Source organism: Desulfomarina profundi (assembly GCF_019703855.1).
In the GTDB taxonomy this organism is placed as follows: Bacteria; Desulfobacterota; Desulfobulbia; order Desulfobulbales; family Desulfocapsaceae; genus Desulfomarina; species Desulfomarina profundi.
Genome location: NZ_AP024086.1, coordinates 3070017 through 3091595, shown reverse-complemented (window position 1 = coordinate 3091595; position 21579 = coordinate 3070017). Strand labels below are relative to the sequence as shown.

Genomic DNA, 21579 nt, shown 5'->3' with positions numbered 1-21579 from the left:
TGAAAAAATGTGAGAATATTCCGTTTTTACAGTCGATTAAGGACTGAAACTGTTTTCTGCAGAAGCCAGGTCAGGCAGATGATACCCACTGCCAGGGTGACAAAGAAGAAGTACATTGATGAGTATTGTGGTGCAAGTTGCAGTTGGTCCAGGGTGAACCAGTCTGATAGAAAACCGGAACGGACCCATGAGCGGATAAAGGTCATCAGTATGACCAGGATAACAGCCCCGGACAGTGTCGGCATCAGTTTTTCCTTTACTGCACCATAAATGACTCCTGAAACCAGAAGCAGGCAGAGAATAAAAACAACTGTCGGGCCTGTCTGTCCGCCAAGAAAGAGGCGCATGACATCCACTGGAAGAGAGAAAAGGTACCAGGTTCCTGCCAGGGTATTGATAATGGTGCAGATGAGAAAACTTCGCATGCCATAATGCAGGGCATGACTGGCCAGCTCCGGATTCTGGTCAGCTTTGAACCGACCGAGCAGGGCAACGAACAATCCCCGATGGCAATGCTTCCCAGCATCATATGGAGATATCTCGGGAGGAAATTCACATAGCCTGTTGCCAGAAGGGTGCCGTTCATATGATCAAAGTAGCCTGCATATGTCCCGGGAAGAAGCATGAGAAGCATATTGTTGGAAAAAGCCCATCCGATAGCCAGTAAAAGAAAGGAGACAAGCGTACCGATCCATATTCCAGCCCGGCCAAGCTGCACAAAGCGGAAATCGTACAGGTATGCTCCATAGTAGGCGACAATGAGTACCGGGATAACGAGTATCCATACGAAACCCATGAGAACAGAGCTGGTATAGAGAAATTGACCGTAGAGAACCTGGGCAAAGAGAAAGGGAGCAACCCCGAGATTGACTGTTGTAGCGATAATCAGCGGCAGTACAATGGCTATCCGATGGGCAAGACGCAATCGGATTTCACCTCCTTTGAAATGCTGTATTACTCCCAGAATCAGCCCCCCAGCATAGCATTCATAGTGAGAAGGTGCAGCGGAAAGGTAAGGAGCAGCAGGAACTGGAACCAGCCCCAGGCTGCCGGTATTGTATCTGTATGTGGGATAAGCAGGTTTTCCATTATTGACCTCCTTGGAGACTGTCCAGATATTCAGCAAGTTCGGATCGTTCTTTTTCCGTACCGTCAAATGGTGTCATTTCATCAGAGATTTCATCAAGGTTGAGAAGAAGGGAGGCAAGCGAGTTGACATCTTCCTCTTCAAAGGCGGAGGCCAGATCATCGGGTTCATGGCAGGCGGAACAGTTATCTTCAAAGAGCAGCCTGCCTCTGGCTAGAGGACTGTCTGCAACCTGGATGGTATTGGAAATATCTTTGCCGTGAAGTTCCCCTGCGATAAAGGCTGCCAGGGCCTGTTGTTCCTCCTGTGTACCTGCAAACGGAGGCATGAAATAGCGCAGCTTATGGATTTTTCCAAGATACTTGGTAAGGGCCGAATAACTCATGTTTTCGGTCAGTTTGATAAGATCGTTATTACTTCCCCCAGGGTGTGGCATGGATAGCACTGGTGGATATAAAGTTCCCTGCCCGCCTCAACTCTGTTGCTGTCTGACAGTTCTCTGTTGCGTATCCATAGAGCGGATTTCAGATAACCGTCACTGTTAAGTCTATCCATATCTTTTTTGAGGATGGAATTGGAGTACATCACCTCGTTGATGACATAGGGACGACGGGCAGCCTCTCTTGTCCATTCAAAAGAGCCGATTATCAGTAGACCGCAGACCATGGAGACCATGGAGACGGCTTTCAGGTTCCAGGCGGGGCGAAGGATGCCGGCGACAAGAGTGATTATCAGGAGGAGAATGACAGCCACCAGGCCCCACTGCAATACCCAGGCAATGGTCGGTGATTTTCCCATGACCAGATCTTTTGCCGGGACCGGCAGCACCGAAAGATACCAGATGCCACTGGGGACAGCGCCGATCAGGGCGGCCAGGGCCCATTTACCGGAAAAGCGGGTCATGGCCGCATGTACCTCCCTGTCACTGGTGAACGCACTGGACAGGTAACCGTAACAGCCGGCGATCAGGATGGCAATAAATGTACGGAAAAAGAGAGAAGGCCAGAAAGAAGGGTTGAAAAAACCTGTCCAGAAATTATGGTTTTCCGCCCAGGCACCGGGTGTGAGCATGACACCGATTATGCCGTTGATGAGCAGAAGGGATATCCATGCGCTGATAAAATATAACCATCCCACCTGCAGGTGGGTTTTAGAATCCATTTTTTCAAACATGTAGTAGTAAACGAAGGCGGCGGCAATCTCCACAGTGAAGAACACCCACTCCGCTGCCCAGCCGAACACGAAATTGTGAACCAGGAGTGAGGCGCCCGCTGGACTGACAAGGGCAATAATAAACCAGATACCAACCCCTGTGATTGAGCCGAAAACCATGGTTACCAGCAGGAAAAAACGGGCATGTCGTTTGGTGAAATCAAGAATTTTCTGACTGTTTTCAGCCAGTCCTTTTTTTTCGCAGTAAATGAGATAAAGACCGCCTCCAACGGCAAAATGCGACACAAAAACATGCAGGATGGCAATCAGGGCTATGAGAAACCCTCCGCCGGTTTCCGGTAGATACCAGATCGGATAATTCATATTTCCTCCTTGTTTTCAACCAGTTTGTTACTTTATTCGTGGGATCTGAAAGTACCAGGAAAATGATACCTTAAATTTGTTATGATTTGCAAATGTTGAAGAAGTTTTTGTTAATTTGACATTTTTTCATTCTTTGTGATAATGTTTGAAAAGGTCCAAAGAAAAGGGACCACTTCTGCCCCACATTCTGTCAAGAAAAGGTCTACCGTCAGCATTCGATTGATGATAGCTTAGCTTACAATTACTTCAAGTACACCTTTGTTAGTACCACAGGGAAGAACTTCAAGAAGCTGATGATATTTATTGAGATGTTTTAACACAATTTTTTTAGGAGGATTCGTATTCAAATTATATTCCAGGTCAAAATGAAGGTTATGGATCGCAACTTGAAATAGTTTTTTAAATTAACTAAGTTACAATATTGGCATTTCACAAAAATATTCCGATATGTTATCTGGCAGTAATAGGGAGTTAATTGTGTATCCTGATATTGTTGTGCAACTATTTTCTGGAGTAAATCAGATGCAAAATTTGAAACTTGTATATAAGCTTAGCACTGGCTTTATTTTAATTATTGCCGTGATGATAATTCTTGCCTTGTCAAATGGTTTTGCCAATTCGAGGATCGAAGATAATGCGTTGGATCAAAGTGAAATTTTCATCCCCGTAGTATCAAATCTAAATCAACTTACCAATAACTTTACCACAGTTCGGACTCGTTTCTTACTTTATGGTACCGAGGAAAAAATGCAGTACATGCAGGATGGTTTAAATCATCTGAAGATTGTAAAAAAAAATCTTGCCACTTTAATAAACTTGATTGGTAACCATCCAGAACTTAAAAAACAACAAGACCCAATCGAGAGATTTGTCCAACTGTTGGACAATTATGAAACGACCTATCGCAACTTACGTAAAAAACAAGATAAAACTGTGCTGACTCAAGCGGAAGAAACCGGAGATGAAATCATAAAACTCTGCAATGTAATGACCGAGAAGGCAACCAAACGGCTCAATGAAATGGCGGTGAGCAGTGTGCAGATTACAAAATCTGCACAAACATCTAATATTGTCGGTGTAGGTTTAGGAGTGTTTCTAAGCATGATCATCAGCTTTTTTCTCACTTCTTCCGTAAAAAAGCCCATTATCCAATGTGCATCCTTTGCTGATAAGTTGGCTGAGGGTGACTTTACAATTAAGATCGGTATGGATAGAAAAGATGAGGCTGGGCAGCTTGCTGCTTCGATGGATAGGATCGTTGAAAATGTTGGAAGTATGATCGGTGACATCACGACTGGGGTTGAAACTCTGGCTTCCTCAGCTACCGAGTTGACGACGATTTCTGAGCAGATGGCATCTGGTGCAGAGCAAACTACGGCTAGAGCTGAAACTGTAGCTACTGCTGCAGAGGAAATGAGTGCAAATATGAACACAGTTGCAGCTGCTACTGAGGAAGCCGTAACTAATGTCAGTATCGTTGCTACTTCTACCGATGAGTTGACAAGTGCTATTAGCGAGATCGCTCAAAATACTGCCAAAGCTAACCAAATAACCTCTACTGCAGTGGGTGATGTGGAAGATGCCTCCGAAAAGGTTGGAAAATTAGGGGATGCGGCTACTGAAGTAGGTAAGGTAACGGAAACTATAACAGAAATATCTGATCAGACTAATTTGCTGGCACTTAATGCAACTATTGAAGCCGCCCGTGCTGGTGAGGCTGGAAAAGGATTTGCTGTTGTAGCTAACGAAATAAAGGATCTCGCCAAACAGACAGCAGAGGCAACTGGAGAAATTCGATACAGAATCAATAGTATACAGGAGTCAACCCAGGGAACAGTGGATCAGATTAGTCAAATTTCCTCGGTCATTAAGGAGATCAATGGTATCGTCTCCACGATTGCTGCTGCAGTGGAAGAACAGTCGGCAACAACTGAGGAGATTTCTAATAACATGAACCAGGCAACTTTGGGATTGCAGGAGGTAACTGAAAATGTTGCTCAGAGTTCCAGTGTGTCCGGTGAAATTGCTCAGGATATCCTGAAAGTAAATAGTGAAGCGGGTGAAATGACTGAGGCCAGCGGGCAAGTTCGATTGAGTATCCAGGAATTGTCAAAATTGGCCGAGGAATTGAGAGCAATAAGTACAAACTTCCGTGTCGACGATAAAAGATGAAGATGGTTCATTTTTTACGGAGGTAAATATTTTACAATACCGTAAAAATACATGTAGCATTACGAATTTTATTTAAACAAATGAAATACAGTTCAATTGAATTAACCGAGAGCAACGAGAATCAGTCCGCCGAAAACAATTGAAATTCCGGTGAGTTTTGGAATCTGGGCTGGTTCTTTAAATGCAAAAATGGCAATTACGGCTCCCAGGGGAATAGAGAGCTGACGGAAGGCAGCTACATAACTGACATTGGACACATAGGCCATTGAAGCAAGGACCAGGCCGTACGCGGAGGTGATAATTATCCCCGACATTACAGCCTGTCTTCTGGCCTGGAACCAGACCTTCTGCAGTTGTCGACGTTCAGTTTTACTGACCGAGACAAAGAGCAGCAGGGCTATCCATGTACTGAACGTCTGCAGGAGAATATAAAAAAGGGTTATTTGCGTGGTGCTGAAAGCGTGTTGCAGTGTATGTCTGAGCTGTCGAAGGGCTTCGTCATCAACCAGGGTGTATCCACAGGTACCAATGGCCGCAAAAACAGAGAAAAGGTAGCATTTTGACAGGTAGTTTCGTATGCTGAGACTGTTGAATTCCTGCATGGGTAAAATAAGGCAGCCGAAAGCCACTATCAGGATACCTGCAAGGCCTGCTTCTCCGATCTGTTCACCTCTTCCGAAGATAAAATTGCAGATTGTTATTAATAAAACGGGGATTGCACGTACCAATGGATAGGCCAGTGACATATCACCTTGTCGATAAGCCGCTGCCAGACCAATATAATAAATAGCCTGGAACAAGCCGGTAATAAAGACAAAAAACCATACCAGGGGAGATATCTGAATAAAGCCTTCCCGGAAAATCCAAAATCCCGGGAGAAGACACAGCACGGCTGCGGTTGTAGCCAGAAGAAAAAAAGCACCGGTAGGGTTTTGCTGTTTACTCAGAAGATTCCACAGGACATGGGCAAAAACAGAGATTGAGATTAAGAGAATGGAGATAAAAGTCATTTATCTCTGTTTGCGTATTCCTGGTCGATTTCTTCTCCACGCATGGCGTGAAACCGGATAATATACTCTTCCTGGGCATCGTAAGACCAGTGAACATCACGGAGAACCGAGGCTGCACCATTCCTGTCTCCTTCCTTGATACAATCAATAAGTTGTTGATGTTCCGCGCAGTTTCGTTCTTCCCATTCGCTTATATAAATTTTTGTTGGAAATTCATAGAGGCGTTTTTTGGCAGGAAGGATTGTTTTTTTTATCAGTTCATTGTCGGACAGATCTATGAAAACATTGTGAAAAGCGAGATTAGATTTGAAATAGCACTCAAAATTATTTGCCTTGATCAGTTCCAGCATTTTTGCATTGAGTTCTTCCAGTCGGGAAATGTGTTCTGCAGTGAACTCCTCAAAACACTGGTATACAATTGCAGATTCAAGAGCTCCAATCAGAGCGTAAGCGTTTTTTACATCTTTGAGTGTCAACTGGTTGACCTGGACACCTCGACGTGGAAGAATTGTGACAAAACCTTCAAATTCCAAATGGATGAGTGCGTCACGGAGAGGTGTTTTACTTATACCCAGTTGTTTGGCAAATTTGGCAATATTGATAGTTGATCCGGGCAGAACTGCTCCTTTGTTCATCTGTTCGTGGAGATAGTCATAAACCTGTTTGCTTAAAGATGTTACATTGAGTTTCTGATCCATTTGAAGGTTTTCCTCTATATTGTTCCACGACAAGACAATTTGTCTGGCCGGTTGTTGAAATTTAATTGTCGCAGTTTGAAAAACAGAAGGTAAACCATTAATAATCAGTGGTATCCGGGCCGTCAATATTTTCCTTGAGTCGATTACAGCTTTTTCCGAGTTTTTTATCTGATTATCCATGAAACTCAGCCAGATTGGAGATGTGCCTGCTTTATGAAGTTAACCTGCGGTCAAAATCGATGAAAATTGTGCATTCAAATTCTTTTTGAACCGGCAAGTGTTTTTTGAATCAACTTTATTAAATATATTCACCGTGTTTTCAGCAGAGTGCTTAATATAAAAACACAAAACCATCACGGATTCAGGAATCAATCAAAATTATATCCGGTCAAAATGGGTTCTCTGGGCAAGGTTTCATCCATAAAATATTCGAAAAAAGAAATACCCATAAAACCTCCACAGAGATTAAACACATTATCATAACCCATGTGTTGCAGGGTGAGAACAACATTGTAACTGTCCTGTCCTGTTCGGCACTGGATGTATACAGGCCGGTCTTTGGGAAATTCTGAAAGCCTTTGGCGGATTTCGCTGAAAGGTATATTGATGGCTGTTTTGAGATGACCTTTGGTAAATATCTCTTTTTCTCTGATATCTACAATGAAGGCATCTTGTTTAATAAGTTCCCTGATCTGGTAATCGTGTACCTGCTTGAAGATACCAGCCTGGAGGTTTGTTGCAACCAACCCTGCAAAATTGACCACGTCCCTGGCGGTACCAAAAGGCGGTGCATAACAGAGTTCCAGATCTTTAAGATCAACAATTGTACCACCTGTTTTGATAAGCGTGGCGATGATGTCAATCCGTTTGTCCACATTGCCTGCCCCGATTGCCTGTGCCCCGAGAATTTTGCCCGTTTGTCTGTCAAAAAGGAGTTTGAAATGGAGCATTGCACTGTCGGGCATAAGGCCGACCTTGTCCCTGGGAATGACTTTCACAACTTCGTAGTCTCTATTTATACCTGCAGCCTGGATAAATCCTTCCGACAATCCGGTTGATGCTGCGTTCATACCGAATACCTTGATAACAGATGAGCCGATAAATCCACCAGGGACCGGTCGCAGTCCATGTATATGGTCAGCAACATGGCGGGCCTGTTTTTGTGCAGGTCCGGCCAGAGAGAGTCTGAAAAAATCGCTGAACAGCGGGTTGTAGACTTCCACTGCATCACCGATGGCATAGATTGAGTCATCGTTGGTTTTGAAATTCTGGTCAACCTTTATGGCGCCGGTTTTTCCCAGGTCGAGTCCAGCTTCCCGGGCAAGCAGCGTTTCCGGGCTTACTCCAATGGCGAGTATTACAATGGGGGAATCAACAATCTGTCCAGATTCAAGGATAACACTGTTCTCTGTAAAAGAGGTAACCTTGTCTCCCAGAATAAGGTGAATGCCGTTGTCAAATAATTCCTTGTGGAGAATCTGCACCATATCAAAATCAAATTGTCGCAGAATTTGGGGCATTGCTTCAATCAGGGTAACTGAAAGACCTTTTTCCCGAAGATTTTCAGCCGTTTCAATGCCTATGAATCCGCCGCCAATCACCGTGACATTATGTGGCTTCAAATCAGTTATGGCATGATTGAGCCGCTCAATGTCCGGGACTGATCGTACAGTAAAAATTTTTGCTTTTTCAATGCCTTCAATGGGTGGAACAATGGGTGCTGCTCCTGGAGACAGGATGAGTTTGTCGTATGTTTCCTCATACAGTTCACCGGTTTCAAGATTCTTGACAGATACGGTTTTATTTCCCCGGTCTATGGAAACTACCTCATGTCGGATTCGTGCATCTATATTGTACTGGCTGGAAAAATTCCAGGGGTGAAGAAGTACAAGTTCTTTAGAATTTTCTATCATTCCACTTAGATGGTAGGGTAGGCTGCAGTTGGAAAATGAGACGTGGGGGCCTCTTTCAAAGATGATTATCTGACTGTCTTCTGAAAGTCTCCTTAACCTTGCTGCAGCAGAGGCTCCGCCGGCAACACCACCTATAATTACAGCTTTATATGACATGTCTATTCTCCTGGAGTATTCATGATTCTGAATCTGTGACGGTTTTGTGATTCTGTGTTTGGTGTAGAAAAGCACTTACCGCCCTGCGGCGCACCAGCCCACAGATTCAGGATATTTTTCAAAATATAGTCAGTTGCTCTGACGTATTAAATGATTCAATGTTTTCGGGAGATCAGTCGAAAGTACTTACTCAGTACCGGGGAAGGAAAACTGTACTCCTTCCCGGATTTTGGAAGACGGCCATCGTTGAGTAATGGTCTTACGTCTGGTATAAAAACGAATACCATCCGGGCCATAAATCGACAGATCACCAAAAAGAGATCGTTTCCAGCCACCGAAACTGTGGTATGCAACAGGGACAGGCAGAGGAATGTTTACTCCTACCATGCCGACTTTAATATTATCGGTGAAATATCTGGCAGCTTCTCCGTCTCTTGTAAAAATACATGTTCCGTTCCCGTATTCATGGTTATCGATCAGGTCCATTGCTTCTTTCTGGGTTTCAACTCGTACTACGCCGAGTACGGGGCCAAAAATTTCATCTTTATATATTTCCAATTCAGGTGTTACATTGTCAAAAAGACAGCCTCCGAGGAAGAAGCCGTTTTCAAAACCTTCGACAACATGATTCCGTCCATCAACCACCAAGTCTGCACCCTCTTCAATGCCAAGATCAACATAACTTTTTACCTTCTCATAATGTTCCCTTGTAATGAGAGGTCCCATGTCATTGTCGTTGTCCAGTCCAGACCCGATTTTCATCTTTTCCAGCCGGGCTTTTATTTTTGCGACAACCCTGTCTCCTGTTTCCCGGCCGACAGCCACCAGGATCGGTAGCGCCATGCAACGCTCACCGCATGAGCCGTAAGCCGCACCCATTAAGGCGCTTACCCCATTGTCAATGTCGGCATCCGGCATCATTATGGCGTGATTTTTTGCTCCCCCAGTGCCTGAACCCGCTTTCCATTTGCACTTCCAGTGGCATAAATGTATTCGGCAACTGGAGTCGAGCCTACAAAGCTTACGGCTTGAACACAGGGGTCATGGAGGAGGGTATCCACAGCCTCCTTGTCGCCATTGACCAGGTTCAAAACCCCTGGTGGTAAACCGGCCTCCTGGGCCAATTGTGTCATGTATAATGCTGCAGAAGGAGTTCGTTCAGAAGGTTTTAATATAAAGGTGTTTCCGGCAACGACCGCCAGGGGCCACATCCAGAAAGGCACCATTGCAGGGAAATTGAATGGTGTAATACCGGCTGTAACTCCCAGGGGCTGGAATTCGCTCCAGGAATCAACGGAAGTACCAACGTTTTTAGTATATTCACCTTTGAGGAGGTCTGGTGCAGCACAGGCATATTCAATGTTTTCGATCGCTCTGCCAAGCTCTCCTCTGGAATCATGCAAGACTTTGCCGTGTTCTTCAGTAATTAACCTGCAAATCTTGTCAGCATTTTTTTCAAGGAGAGTTTTTAGGCGGTACATTACCTGAGCCCGTTTGCCTGGTGGAGTATTTCGCCAGGCTGGAAATGCAGCCTCTGCTGCCTTTATGGCTTTTTTTACTGTAGACTTGGAAGCCAGCGCCACCTGCTTGGTGATTTTTCCCGTTGAAGGGTCGAAAACATCTCCCAAACGGTCCCGTGTCCCTTCAAAATTTTGGCCATTTATCAGATGTCCAATGATCATGGTATTTATCCTGTCCAGAAAATTTTCAAGCTGCTGCAGAAACAGGTAAGGCGAGCCTCCCCTCCTCTCATTTGCTGAAAATGAGAGGGGCTGGCCCGCCTTACAGAGTATCTCAAAAGTTATTTACAGGCCTACAGGACTTCTTATAACTGGCCTTTATCTTTCATGAACTGTTTCCACAGTTTGATACCTTCCGCATTGGCTTTGGATTTTGCAGCAATTTGAGGCCATACTTTTTCGATGGTACGTGCACGAATTTTGTCAACCTCTTTCGGAGGCAGGGTTATTACTTCTCCTCCGGCTTTCTTGAGAATTTCCAGAGCTTCTTCAACGCCATCAGCATGCAATTTACTGGTCTCAAAATAGGTGGACTTGAAGACACTCATGATTTTATCTCTCTGCCACTGGTTCAGTGCTTTCCATTTGTCGAGATTAACATAAGTTTCCTGATGCTGAGCCTGACACCAGCCCGGCATGATTGCATATTTAATAACTTCCTGGAAGGCCATATCATCAATTCCGCCGGTATCCCAATATGTTCCGTCAATAGTGCCAAGTTTAATGGCTGTGTAGATATCACCACCACCCATGGAAACAGGTGCGCCACCCATGGCTTTGTGGAAGAGAGCCTGGGGGCCGCCTGCTCTCATCTTGAGACCAGCAAAATCTTCCATCTTGCGAATGGGCTTTTTAGTGAAAGCTGCATTGGGTCCCTGGCAGGTCCAGCCAATCCATTGCAGATTACGTGCATTGGCTGCTTTCTGGACGAGATCCCCGACCCTATATTTAGGGTCACCCCACATGACTTCCCAGGCATCATGGTAGTTTTTTACTCCCATCGGCAGGCCAAATGCCAGCATACCTTCAGGCATATCACCGCCATAGATGGAACCCCATCCGGCGTATACATCAATCATGCCTGCTGCAGCTGCACCAAAAGCCTCCGAACCACTTGTAATGGCACCAGCCGGTTCAAGTTTTATTTTTACTGTGCCTTCCGTTGCTTTTTCTACAGCTTTAATCCATGGGACAATACCACTGTTCCAGCCGGCGTCGGATGAGTCAAAACAGGGTTGAAAAACCCACTTTGTCACCTTGTCCGGTTTGCCATATTTTTCTTTCGCAATGGCAGCTCCTTGCAGTAAAGTCATCGTGATCAGTACAGCAAACAGCTGAATAGAGATTTTTTTCATTACACACTCCTCCTGTTCCTTCAGTTGGTGTTTTGTGAAATAAGAATCAGCTTCAGCAGACTCAGTAAGTCACATTTTCATACAACTTATTTGTATAGTCTTTATCGCAACCCACACGATAAAGACGTTGAGCTACCTGTTTTATCAATGCAATCTGATGTGAAAGTGCAGATACCTGCCGTGAATTCTGCACCGGGTGCTTTGATCTTTTGAAAAAGAGAGTTCTCTATAAATCTGTCTGTTGGCTTGAAAATATGGTTATCAGGTCATTGACGAGTTTTTTAATGACCACCAGCAAAAAGACAACAGCAGCTATGGGGATAAAAATTTTCAGAGGATAAATGGGAATCGGAACACTTGTTGGTGTTACCTGGTGCATCATCAGGGACATTTTTGCCGCAGAGATACCTTTCCATATCAGTACCGATATGAACAGGAAGGTATATACCACAGTGATAACATCGCAAACTGCCTTTTTTTTCGCTGAAAAATTGGCATAAAACAAGTCAAGTTTTACAAAGGCATCATCATTTAATGCATATACGCCACCAACGCATGCCAGAAGGACCATGGCAAACTGCACTGTTGTAGAAATCCAGAGCGAAGGTGCATTGAGGACATACCGTAAGAATACATCCGTGACTCCCAGAAACATACAGTAGAGGATAATTAGCCAGCCGATTTTTCCAAAAGCATCTGATATAAAATCAATGGGCTTTTCTATTTTTTTCCACAATTTCATCTGTTCCTCCCACAGCGGTTATACATAATAACAGTGAACTGTTATATGGATTATTCAGAGTTGTTGGATATCTTTTAATTCAGCATACTTGGTAACCATAGTGCAATCTGCGGAAATATGAAAACAAGGGTTAAGCCTAATAATTGTAAGAGAATGAATGGACCAACTGATTTATACACATCTCCCATACTCACATCTGAAGGCAACACACTTTTCAGCCAGAAAAGGACAAAACCAAATGGCGGTGTGAGGTAGGCAATTTGAATATTGACGATAAAGAGAACGCCGAACCATAGTTTGTCGATACCGAGTTCATTGATTATTGGAATGTATAGCGGGGTGCACAGCATGATGATTGCCCAGTCATCCATGACCATGCCAAGCAGTAAAATGATGAACATCATCATTAACAGGATACCGTTACTTCCCCGGGCATACTGAGAACCAATGTTGTAACTAACTCCTGACAACCCAGTGAGTTGAAAACATTGAGGTATACATTGGCACCAATTAAAATCCATAAACCCATTCCAGTCAGTTTAACGGTTGTGTCTAGGGAGTCCCTCAGAACCTTCCATGTTAATTTTCCGTAAATCATATTAATAATAAACGCACCGGTCGCACCAAAAGCTGCAGCTTCAGAAGGAGTGGCAATGCCGCCCCATATGGCCCCCAGCACCATGATGACAAGAACTACGAAGGGCCATATGTTGAGTAATGCCTGTACTTTTTCCTTAATGGAGAATTTTTGATCGGCTGGAATACTTGGGCCCATGTGCGGTTGGATTTTGCAGCGAATACCAATATAAATGATATAAAAGGAAGCAAGCATCAGGCCGGGCAGCAGGCCGCCCAGAAAAAGCCCTCCTATGGACACTTTAGCAAGAAGTCCATAAAAAATAAAAGGCACACTTGGAGGAATAAGAGCCCCAGTGCGCCTCCTGCTCCAATAGACCCGATGGCGATGGCTTTGTGATACTTGTATTTAATCATGGATGGATAAGCTATCTGTCCCATGGTTATTGTCGCTGGAGGGGTAATACCTGTGATTGCCGCAAATATGGTACAAACCTGAACCGTCCCCATGGCAAGACCGCCGGGAATATGACCAATGAGTTTGTAAACGGCATCATATGCTGATTCGGCAATACCGGAAAAGCGAATAAGACTTCCCATGAAAAGAAATAGCGGGACAGTCACCAGAACCGCATTCCAGGGTGTGTAATAGAAGGCACTTGGAATAGCCAGGAGAGATCTTGGCTCAAAAATTGCCGCAAAAACTACAGCAGTTCCTCCCAGGCCAAGAGCGACAGGTAAACCTAAGAACAATCCAATAAACAGGCATGAGAAATACAATAAAGTGATAAGCTCGATACTCACGTTCTCTCCTTTTTGGGTGGTATTATTTTAAAAGAAATCCATTTTCCTGATTCGTATAGATATTCATGCAGGTTCTGAGCCCCTGATCAAAAAAAGAGGTTGAGTACAACAATGTTTGAAAGATTAATTTGAAAATCTTCCGCGCAGAATGTTGTTTCGCCGCAGTCAGATTTTCATTGCTTTGTTGCACCCGCAGGGCATTAATGGTTGAGTCTTAAGTCCAGCCATGCCAGTTTATCCGAAAATATTTTTCGATAATCTGTGATTGTGATTTCTAATATATCAGATACCAGTAAGCTGTCAAGATTTTTTTCCTGGACCATGTACTTCTCTTAAAGTTCCAGGGAAAGCAGGGGGAGACGCCGGAAACGAATGGAAATCGAGTAGGTTTATACTGTCAGCGGGTGTGATATTTCGTTTTCAGGAATATGGGGGAGGGATTTCAGGTTCGGGTTACCGTCAAACAATTATATTTGTCCGGGGTCATCCAGATCCTGGTAAAGCTTATGGATGAAATCTTTCTGATAGTCGAAAGACCAATGGATATCTTTCAATACTTTTGCAGCAGCAACCGCATCTCCCTTTCGCAGGTGTTCAATAAATTCGCTGTGCTCTTCACAGTTTCTCAATTCCCACTCCTTGATATAATTCTGTCGGGGAAAATCATAGAGTCGATGTTTTATCGGTCGAATAAACTTTTTGAGAGGTTCATTTTCGGAAATATCCAGATAAACATCATGAAACCGCAGATTGGTTTGAAAAAGCTTTGAGAAATCATTTTTCTCTATGTTGCTAATCATTTTTTTATTCAGTTCTTCCAGCTTTTTAACCTGCAATTGCCCGATTCTATCAATACACTCTGTTACAATGAATGATTCTATCAGGCCTACAGAATCATAGGCGTTTTTGATATCCTGAAAACTTAACCTGTTCACGCAGACGCCTCTTCGAGGCAGAATTGTCACAAATCCTTCAAGTTCCAGATGGATCAGGGCATCCCTGAGTGGTGTTTTACTGATACCCAGTTGTCGGGCAATTTCCCCGATGTTGATTGATGAACCGGGAAGCAGATCTCCCCGGTTCATCTGTTGGCGTAAATATTTGTAAACCTGTTCTCTCAAAGACGCATATTTTAACCCACTGCTCATTCCTGTTTCCTGTTCTGTGCCGAAACTACTTTTGAATGGAGGATCCCATTGAATAAAACTTTCTAATCCGCATTTCTCATCAGTTCAGGCGGAGGCAGGTTCGAAGTTTTTGACAATAAATTATAGTGACCTATGTTTACTGTAAAATACTGTAGAAGATGGTGCCGCCTGGGTTGACAATGCGGGCTAAAAACCTCTGTACTTATTGTTGTCCGGAGTATAAGCAATGTCAAAAGCTGAGGCAATCGCTTTATTGCCGGATTCCCATGAATTTGACTCTTCAGAACAGAATAAACATGCACGTCGGGTTATGGCCAAGAGCAAGGAACAGGAGGTTTCATGCACTATTTTTGAGAGCGCATATCGGCTTTGTCAATTCCCGCAACAACAACTGGTGCCTTCATAGCATCACGCCGGAAAGGTTCTCCAAGCTCCTGATTGACCATGACCTCGATGAATGTGGTCTTTCCTTCTTCCATCTGGGCTTTTACTGCTTTTTTCAGTGTCTCGGTCAATTCAGAGGCTGTGGTTACCTTGATACCTTCTAATCCACATGCTCTCGCAATCTCGGCATATGATACATTCTGGTCTAATTCAGTACCGACAAAATTGTCAGCATACCAAAGCGTAGTGTTGCGTTTTTCAGCTCCCCACTGGTAGTTTCTATAAACAATCATAGTGATGGCAGGCCAGGTTTCACGTCCGCATGACACCATTTCATTCATGGAGATGCCAAAAGCACCATCACCAGCCATTCCGATTACAGGTACCTCTGGTTGTGCTATTTTGGCACCGCATATTGCCGGGAAACCGTATCCGCAGGGTCCGAAAAGGCCGGGGGCCAGATATTTTCGTCCCTCTTTGAAGGTGGGATAGGCATTGCCGATAGCACAGTTATTGCCGATATCAGATGAAAGGATGACATTTTCCGGGAGAGCCTCTCTGATTGCGTTCCATGCCTGCCGGGGAGACATTTTTTCCGGTTCACGTTTGCGGGCCCGTTCGTTCCAGGTGGTTCCCGGGTCGTCATTTTCATGGATCAGAGTAGCAAGTTCTTTTTCCCAATTCGCTTTTAATTGAGCGATGGTTGCCTTACGTTCTTCCCTGTCCGTATCGCCGGCAGTTTCAGAAAGACGAGCAAGAAGACTATTGGCAACCTTTTTGGCATCACCGGCGATTCCGACAGTTATCTTTTTTGTCAGGCCGATGCGGTCGGGGTTGATGTCAACTTGTATGATTGCGGCGTCTGTGGGCCAGTAATCAATTCCATATCCCGGAAGGGTGGAAAATGGATTGAGGCGGGTGCCGAGAGCAAGCACTACATCTGCTTTGGCAATCAGTTCCATTCCGGCCTTGGATCCGTTGTAGCCAAGTGGTCCCGCAAAAAGAGGATGATTGCCAGGAAAGGCATCATTGTGCTGATAGCCACAGCAGACCGGAGCATCCAGACGCTCGGCCAGTGCCATTGAATCCTCAATGGCGTCTCCAATGACAACACCGGCACCATTAAGAATAACAGGGAATTTGGCCTTTGATAAAAGTTCTGCAGCTCTGGCCAGAGCCTCGTCTCCACCTGCGGGGCGTTCAAATTCGACAATTGCAGGGAGTTCAATCTCGATAACCTGGGTCCAGAAATCACGTGGTACGTTGATTTGTGCAGGAGCGGACGCTCGTTTTGCCTGCATGATCACACGATTCAGAACTTCTGCCATGCGGCGAGGATCACGAACTTCTTCCTGATAGGCTACCATATCTCTGAATACCGCCATCTGCTCAACCTCTTGAAAACCTCCCTGGCCTATGGTTGCATTTGCTGCCTGCGGTGTGACAAGAAGCAATGGAGTGTGGTTCCAGTAGGCGGTTTTTACCGGAGTGACAAAATTGGTAATGCCCGGTCCATTCTGGGCAACCAGCATGGACATTTTACCGGAAATACGAGTATAACCATCCGACATCATGCCTGCATTGCCTTCATGGGCACAATCCCAGAAAGTAATACCCGCCTTGGGAAAGAGGTCGGAGATTGGCATCATTGCTGAACCGATAATACCAAAAGCATGTTTTATTCCGTGCATCTGGAGAACTTTAATAAATGCTTCTTCCGTCGTCATTTTCATTGCAGTCATTTTGACCTCCTGATTGAGTATTGTGTTTTATTCCAGTTGATTACAATAAATCCCAAGTTTTATTGGGGCGAAAACTTTAGCAACCTACTGATGTGTGATACATCACACATCAGTAGGTTGTCAAGATAATTATGCGATTAGCGGAATTGGTATCGGAGAATTAGTACTTGACACTGACTTCTGATATGTGATATTTTAGATTCCAGATTCATTAAGATCCAAATTATAATCAGGGGAAACTTGTCATGGTAACGAAAACAGATTGGCTTGAATACGATGTTGAGGAGATGGTTGCAGGAGATAAAAATGATTTATGGCACCATTTAAAGCCCCATAAATGTTTTGAAAATCAGGAACAGATGATCATTGTGGAAGGCAAGGGTCTTAATGTTACTGATATTCGGGGACGGAAGTACCTGGACGCAACCTCTGGTGGCGTCTGGAGTGTCATGGTTGGCTATGGCCGCGATTCCATTGCCGAGGCTGTGTGTGAGCAGATGAAAAAAATGCCGTATTTTGCAGGTGTTTTTGGAAATGTTCCTGCAATAAAATTTGCAGGAAAACTGCTGGAAAAGCTACCTCGACTGCAAAAAGTATACTTTTCCAATTCCGGTTCAGAAGCCAATGAAAAGGCGTATAAGATTGTCAGGCAAGCCTCCAGGATTGATCCCGCGCGCAAGGGGAAGTATAAAATTCTTTTCAGAGACCGGGATTATCATGGAACCACTCTGGGTGCTTTGAGCTCCACCGGTCAGTTTGAACGGAAAAATGACTTTGGGCCCTTCGTGGAAGGGTTTATGGAAGTTCCTCAGTGCCTTTGCTACCGTTGTAATTTCAACCAGACTTATCCCGGATGCAATATGGAGTGTGCCAGGGCTGTGGAAGATGTCATTCTCAGGGAGGGGCCGGATACCGTTGGTGCAATCATTTTTGAGCCTATTACTGCTGGTGGAGGTATTCTGCCACCGGTCAAGGAGTATTATCCCCTCGTTCAGGAAATATGTAGGAAATATGGCGTATGGATAATTATGGATGAGGTTGTCTGTGGCTTTGGTCGAACCGGAAAATTCTGGGGACACGAGCATTATGATGTCGATCCTGACATTATCACCATGGCTAAAGGATTGGCTAGTTCCTATGAGGCCCTGTCAGCCACGGTTGTTAAACAGGAAATTTATGATATTTTTCTCAACGATCCTGCCAATGATGACGAAAGAATGAATTTTTTCAGAGATATCAGCACTTATGGCGGCTGTACTGCCCCAATGGTTGCCGCGCTGGAAAGTACAAGGATAATTGAGGAAGAAAACCTGGTGGAAAACAGCCGTGAGGTTGGTGCGTATCTCCTTGAAAAATTGTCAACCCTGAAAGATCTTCCCAATGTGGGGGATGTGCGGGGAGTGGGGCTTTTTTGCGGTGTTGAGTTTGTCGTGGATCAGGAAAGCAAAGTTCCTATAACTGAAAGTCAGATGGCTGTTCTGATGGGCAATATAATTGGAGAAGGTGTTATCGTTGGCAGAACCAATAACAGTCTTCCCGGGATGAATACAATTATTAATTTTGCACCTTGTCTGATTATCACCAGGGAGCAGGTCGATACAATTGTAGCCGCTGTTCGAGCTGGTATAGAAAAAACCTTTTAATGCAAAATGTCTGCTGCGAATTGTTTTTCGCAGGGAATCCTGTAAAGAATTTGGAAAGGAGATAAAATGCTAGTTGGTATCCTGAAAGAGATAAAAGTAAAGGAAAACAGAGTCAGTATGACCCCCGCAGGTGTTGCGACGATGATCGATCACGGTCATCAGATTCTTGTTGAGAAGAATGCAGGTAATGGTTCCGGTTTCAGTGATGAACAGTATGTTTCCGCAGGTGCGGTCATTACCGAGACCCCGGCCGAGATATATGAAAAGTGTGAAATGGTAATGCATGTCAAAGAACCTCAGCCTTCCGAATACGGTATGCTGCGGAAAGGACAAACTCTTTTTACCTATCTTCATCTTGCAGCCGACGAGCGTCAAACTAAGGCACTTCTTGACTCCGGTGCTACCTGTATTGCTTATGAGACGATTCAGAAAAAAGATAAATCCCTTCCTCTCCTGACGCCCATGTCGGAGGTTGCAGGTCGTATGGCAGTGCAGCGTGGTGCGGTTGCCCTTGAGGCTACCAATGGCGGGCTTGGCCGTCTTCTTGGAGGTGTCCCCGGAACCGATCCTTCCCGGGTCCTGGTCATTGGTGGAGGTGTTGTTGGTACGCAGGCCGCTAAAATGGCATGCGGTCTTGGTGCCCAGGTTTATATGATGGATCTCAATCTTGAGAGGATAAGATATTTAAGTGATATTATGCCTGGGAACTGTTTTATAAAAATGTCATCCCGTCAGGCGATCCTGGATGTTTTACCGGAAGTTGATATGGTGATTGGAGCTGTCCTTATTCCCGGAACCAAAGCCCCTTTTGTTATTCGTCGGGAAGATCTCTCCCTGATGAAAGAAGGTTCTGTTCTTGTTGATGTTTCAATTGATCAGGGTGGTTGTTTTGAAACTTCAAAACCGACTACACACGAAGATCCAACGTATGTCGTTGACGGAGTCATTCACTATTGTGTAGCTAATATTCCCGGTGCTGTCCCCCTTACTTCCACCATGGCCCTGACCAATGCCACTCTTGCCTATGCAGTACAGCTGGCTGATAAAGGCTGGCATAAAGCCTGTGTGGAGAATGAGGAATTGAAACTTGGTCTTAATGTTCATGACGGCAAGTTAGTGTACAAAGCTGTCTCTGATGCCTTTAATCTTCCGTACACTCCAGTGGAGGAAGTATTGTAAAGTGGTATTTTACGCACAGGTCATCCCGAACTAACCCGCATTTCTCATCAGTTCAGGCGGTGTCAGCTTTAAAATTTTCAACAGTAAATAATAGTGACCTATATTTACTGTTGAAATATTGCAGAGGATGGCGTCGCCTGGGCTGACCTTGGGTGAACCTTGTGTGAATTTTGTTCGATTACCGATAGTTGGCTAATTATTTGTATTCTACAACTATTCTCAAAATTGACACAATGTTCATGAGAAATGTGGGCTAATAGAGATAATCAGCAATAATAGAAGCTGTTTGAGGAGGAAAAAAATATATGGATTTTACAAGAATTAAAAATTTCATTCACGGTGAGTGGGTGGAAGAAAGCGGTGTGGAATATGTACCTCTCTACAATCCTTCAACCGGTGAAGCCATCGGCGAGGTGCCTCTTTCGTCCGAAAAGACATCTTTTGAGGCCGTTGATTCATCCTATGCAGCTTATGATTCATGGAGAAAGCTTTCCGTCAGTAAAAGGATGCGTTTTCTCTTTGATATGCGTCAGGCAATGGTGGAGAACAAGGAAAATCTTGCTGTTTCCATAGCAGTGGATCAGGCGAAGCATATCAGTGAGGCCAGAGGGGAAATAGGTCGGGTAATTGAAATCCTGGAGACATCCTGTTCCATTCCGACTTTGCTTCAGGGAGAGCATCTGGACGGCATTGCCGGAAATATCAATGGGAGGGTGGTAAAACAACCTCTTGGTGTATTTGGCGGTGTTGCTCCATTTAATTTTCCAGCCCTGGTGTTTGGTTGGTTTATTCCTTATGCCATTGGAGTCGGTAACACCTTTATTTACAAACCTTCCACCCAATCTCCTCTGTTTATGCAGGAAATGGGCAATATTTTCAACCAGATCGGTCTTCCTCCAGGGGTTGTGAATATAATCCATGGAAATCGTTCCATTCCTGGTACCTGGTATGAGCACCCCAAAATGAGTGGCGTTTGTCTTGTGGGTTCAACGCCGACCGCCAAGAAAATGGCTGAAGCCTGTGGCAGGGGCGGGAAGCGTTCAATGCTGCTTGGTGGTGCAAAGAATTTCCTGGTTGTCATGGAAGATGTTAACTGGGATGTTTTCATCGATAATTTCATCCATTCCTGTTATGGCTCTGCCGGCCAGCGTTGTCTTGCCGGTTCGATTGTGGCGGCGGTTCCCGAAGTTTATGACGAATTGATTGAACGGGTACTGGAGGCATCCAAAAAGGTCACCTATGGTGATGCCATGGATCCCGATGTCTATATGGGGCCGGTTATTTCAGCCAAGGCCAAGGCCAGTATAGAGGAATATATAAAGATCGGAATTGAGCAGGGATCAAATCTGATTCTTGATGGACGTAATCCTGATCTTCCTGAGAAGAATCAAAATGGTTATTTTGTAGCACCAACAATTTTTACTGATGTTACTCCCTGCAGGAGAATCGCCAAAGAGGAGATTTTTGGCCCTGTTGTATCCGTTATGAAGATTAAAGATCTTGACGATGTTCTACAACTTATCAGGGAACAAAAATTTGGTAACGGTGCATGTATTTTCACCCAAAACCAGTATTATACTGAAAAATTCATTGCTGAAGCCGATGTGGGTATGGTGGGAGTTAATGTGGGTGTGTGCGCACCGCATCCTTACTTGCCTTTTGGTGGCATTAAAGATTCACACCTTGGTACCAACAAAGTGCAGGGAAAAGACGGGATTGACTTTTTCACTCAGAATAAAGTTGCGACTATTCGAGTCACACCACCAGCTGGTGTCAGTGAAGAGGGCAAAAAAACTGATGGTGACAAGTCTGTTCGAAGTTGCGTCGCTCAGTAGAGACACAATCAAAAAATAGAATAATAAAAAAAGCCCGCCGAAAAGCGGGCTTTTTTTATTATTAAAATAATTGCGTTTT

Annotated in this window: 15 protein-coding genes and 2 pseudogenes; 4 read left to right on the top strand and 13 right to left on the bottom strand. The window is 44.5% G+C overall.

Annotated elements, in window-relative coordinates; all coding sequences use genetic code 11:
* Positions 1 to 26: 26 nt before the first annotated feature.
* The 4 genes from LO777_RS14245 to LO777_RS14230 are packed head-to-tail and all read right to left on the bottom strand — an operon-like array spanning position 27 to position 2623.
* Complete coding sequence (locus tag LO777_RS14245; RefSeq protein ID WP_228854545.1) at positions 27 to 245, bottom strand: hypothetical protein; 219 nt, start codon at positions 243 to 245, stop codon at positions 27 to 29.
* Between the two features lie 11 nt (positions 246 to 256).
* Positions 257 to 1126 (bottom strand): hypothetical protein, encoded by an 870-nt coding sequence (locus LO777_RS14240; RefSeq protein WP_228854544.1) that lies wholly within the window; start codon positions 1124 to 1126, stop codon positions 257 to 259.
* Positions 1089 to 1472 (bottom strand): c-type cytochrome, encoded by a 384-nt coding sequence (locus tag LO777_RS14235; protein ID WP_228854543.1) that lies wholly within the window; start codon positions 1470 to 1472, stop codon positions 1089 to 1091. Before LO777_RS14235 ends, LO777_RS14240 begins: the two co-directional genes overlap by 38 nt.
* An 8-nt stretch (positions 1473 to 1480) precedes the next feature.
* The gene (locus LO777_RS14230) at positions 1481 to 2623 is read right to left on the bottom strand and encodes a cytochrome ubiquinol oxidase subunit I (RefSeq protein ID WP_228854542.1); all 1143 of its coding nucleotides are present in this window, start codon (positions 2621 to 2623) and stop codon (positions 1481 to 1483) included.
* A 477-nt stretch (positions 2624 to 3100) separates the two neighbouring features.
* Here LO777_RS14230 and LO777_RS14225 point away from each other — a divergent pair, with 477 nt between their 5' ends.
* Complete coding sequence (locus LO777_RS14225) at positions 3101 to 4795, top strand: methyl-accepting chemotaxis protein (RefSeq protein WP_228854541.1); 1695 nt, start codon at positions 3101 to 3103, stop codon at positions 4793 to 4795.
* Between the two features lie 101 nt (positions 4796 to 4896).
* On the opposite strand, the gene LO777_RS14220 is transcribed toward LO777_RS14225, so the two are convergent.
* From LO777_RS14220 to xsc, 9 genes and pseudogenes are all read right to left on the bottom strand, one after another.
* A complete protein-coding gene (locus LO777_RS14220; RefSeq protein WP_228854540.1) occupies positions 4897 to 5805 on the bottom strand; it encodes a hypothetical protein in 909 nt (302 codons plus the stop codon).
* Positions 5802 to 6683 carry a GntR family transcriptional regulator gene (locus tag LO777_RS14215; RefSeq protein ID WP_228854539.1) on the bottom strand — a complete coding sequence of 294 codons (882 nt, stop codon included), beginning with the start codon at positions 6681 to 6683 and terminating at the stop codon, positions 5802 to 5804. The genes LO777_RS14220 and LO777_RS14215 overlap by 4 nt, the downstream gene beginning before the upstream one ends.
* 188 nt (positions 6684 to 6871) lie before the next feature.
* Positions 6872 to 8572, bottom strand: coding sequence for an FAD-dependent oxidoreductase (locus LO777_RS14210; protein ID WP_228854538.1), 1701 nt, complete (start codon positions 8570 to 8572; stop codon positions 6872 to 6874).
* A 186-nt stretch (positions 8573 to 8758) separates the two neighbouring features.
* Positions 8759 to 10254: pseudogene (locus LO777_RS21125) on the bottom strand (CoA-acylating methylmalonate-semialdehyde dehydrogenase).
* A 143-nt stretch (positions 10255 to 10397) separates the two neighbouring features.
* Positions 10398 to 11447: a TRAP transporter substrate-binding protein gene (locus LO777_RS14200; RefSeq protein ID WP_228854537.1), complete on the bottom strand. Its 1050-nt coding sequence runs from the start codon at positions 11445 to 11447 to the stop codon at positions 10398 to 10400.
* 226 nt (positions 11448 to 11673) lie between these two features.
* The gene (locus LO777_RS14195) at positions 11674 to 12189 is read right to left on the bottom strand and encodes a TRAP transporter small permease subunit (RefSeq protein WP_228854536.1); all 516 of its coding nucleotides are present in this window, start codon (positions 12187 to 12189) and stop codon (positions 11674 to 11676) included.
* A 74-nt stretch (positions 12190 to 12263) separates the two neighbouring features.
* Positions 12264 to 13569: pseudogene (locus LO777_RS14190) on the bottom strand (TRAP transporter large permease).
* A gap of 467 nt (positions 13570 to 14036) precedes the next feature.
* On the bottom strand, positions 14037 to 14717 hold the full coding sequence (locus LO777_RS14185) for a GntR family transcriptional regulator (protein WP_228854535.1): 681 nt from the start codon (positions 14715 to 14717) through the stop codon (positions 14037 to 14039).
* Positions 14718 to 15061: 344 nt separating this feature from the next.
* Positions 15062 to 16834, bottom strand: coding sequence for a sulfoacetaldehyde acetyltransferase (xsc, locus tag LO777_RS14180; RefSeq protein ID WP_407929151.1), 1773 nt, complete (start codon positions 16832 to 16834; stop codon positions 15062 to 15064).
* 254 nt (positions 16835 to 17088) lie between these two features.
* On the opposite strand from xsc, the gene LO777_RS14175 reads away from it, so the two are divergent.
* The 3 genes from LO777_RS14175 (at position 17089) to LO777_RS14165 (ending at position 21500) form a co-directional block, all read left to right on the top strand.
* Entirely contained in the window at positions 17089 to 18486 is a 1398-nt protein-coding gene (locus LO777_RS14175; RefSeq protein WP_228854533.1) for an aminotransferase family protein, read from the top strand.
* Between the two features lie 66 nt (positions 18487 to 18552).
* The gene (gene ald / locus LO777_RS14170) at positions 18553 to 19665 is read left to right on the top strand and encodes an alanine dehydrogenase (protein WP_228854532.1); all 1113 of its coding nucleotides are present in this window, start codon (positions 18553 to 18555) and stop codon (positions 19663 to 19665) included.
* Positions 19666 to 19970: 305 nt separating this feature from the next.
* Positions 19971 to 21500 carry an aldehyde dehydrogenase family protein gene (locus tag LO777_RS14165; RefSeq protein ID WP_228854531.1) on the top strand — a complete coding sequence of 510 codons (1530 nt, stop codon included), beginning with the start codon at positions 19971 to 19973 and terminating at the stop codon, positions 21498 to 21500.
* Positions 21501 to 21579: the final 79 nt, after the last annotated feature.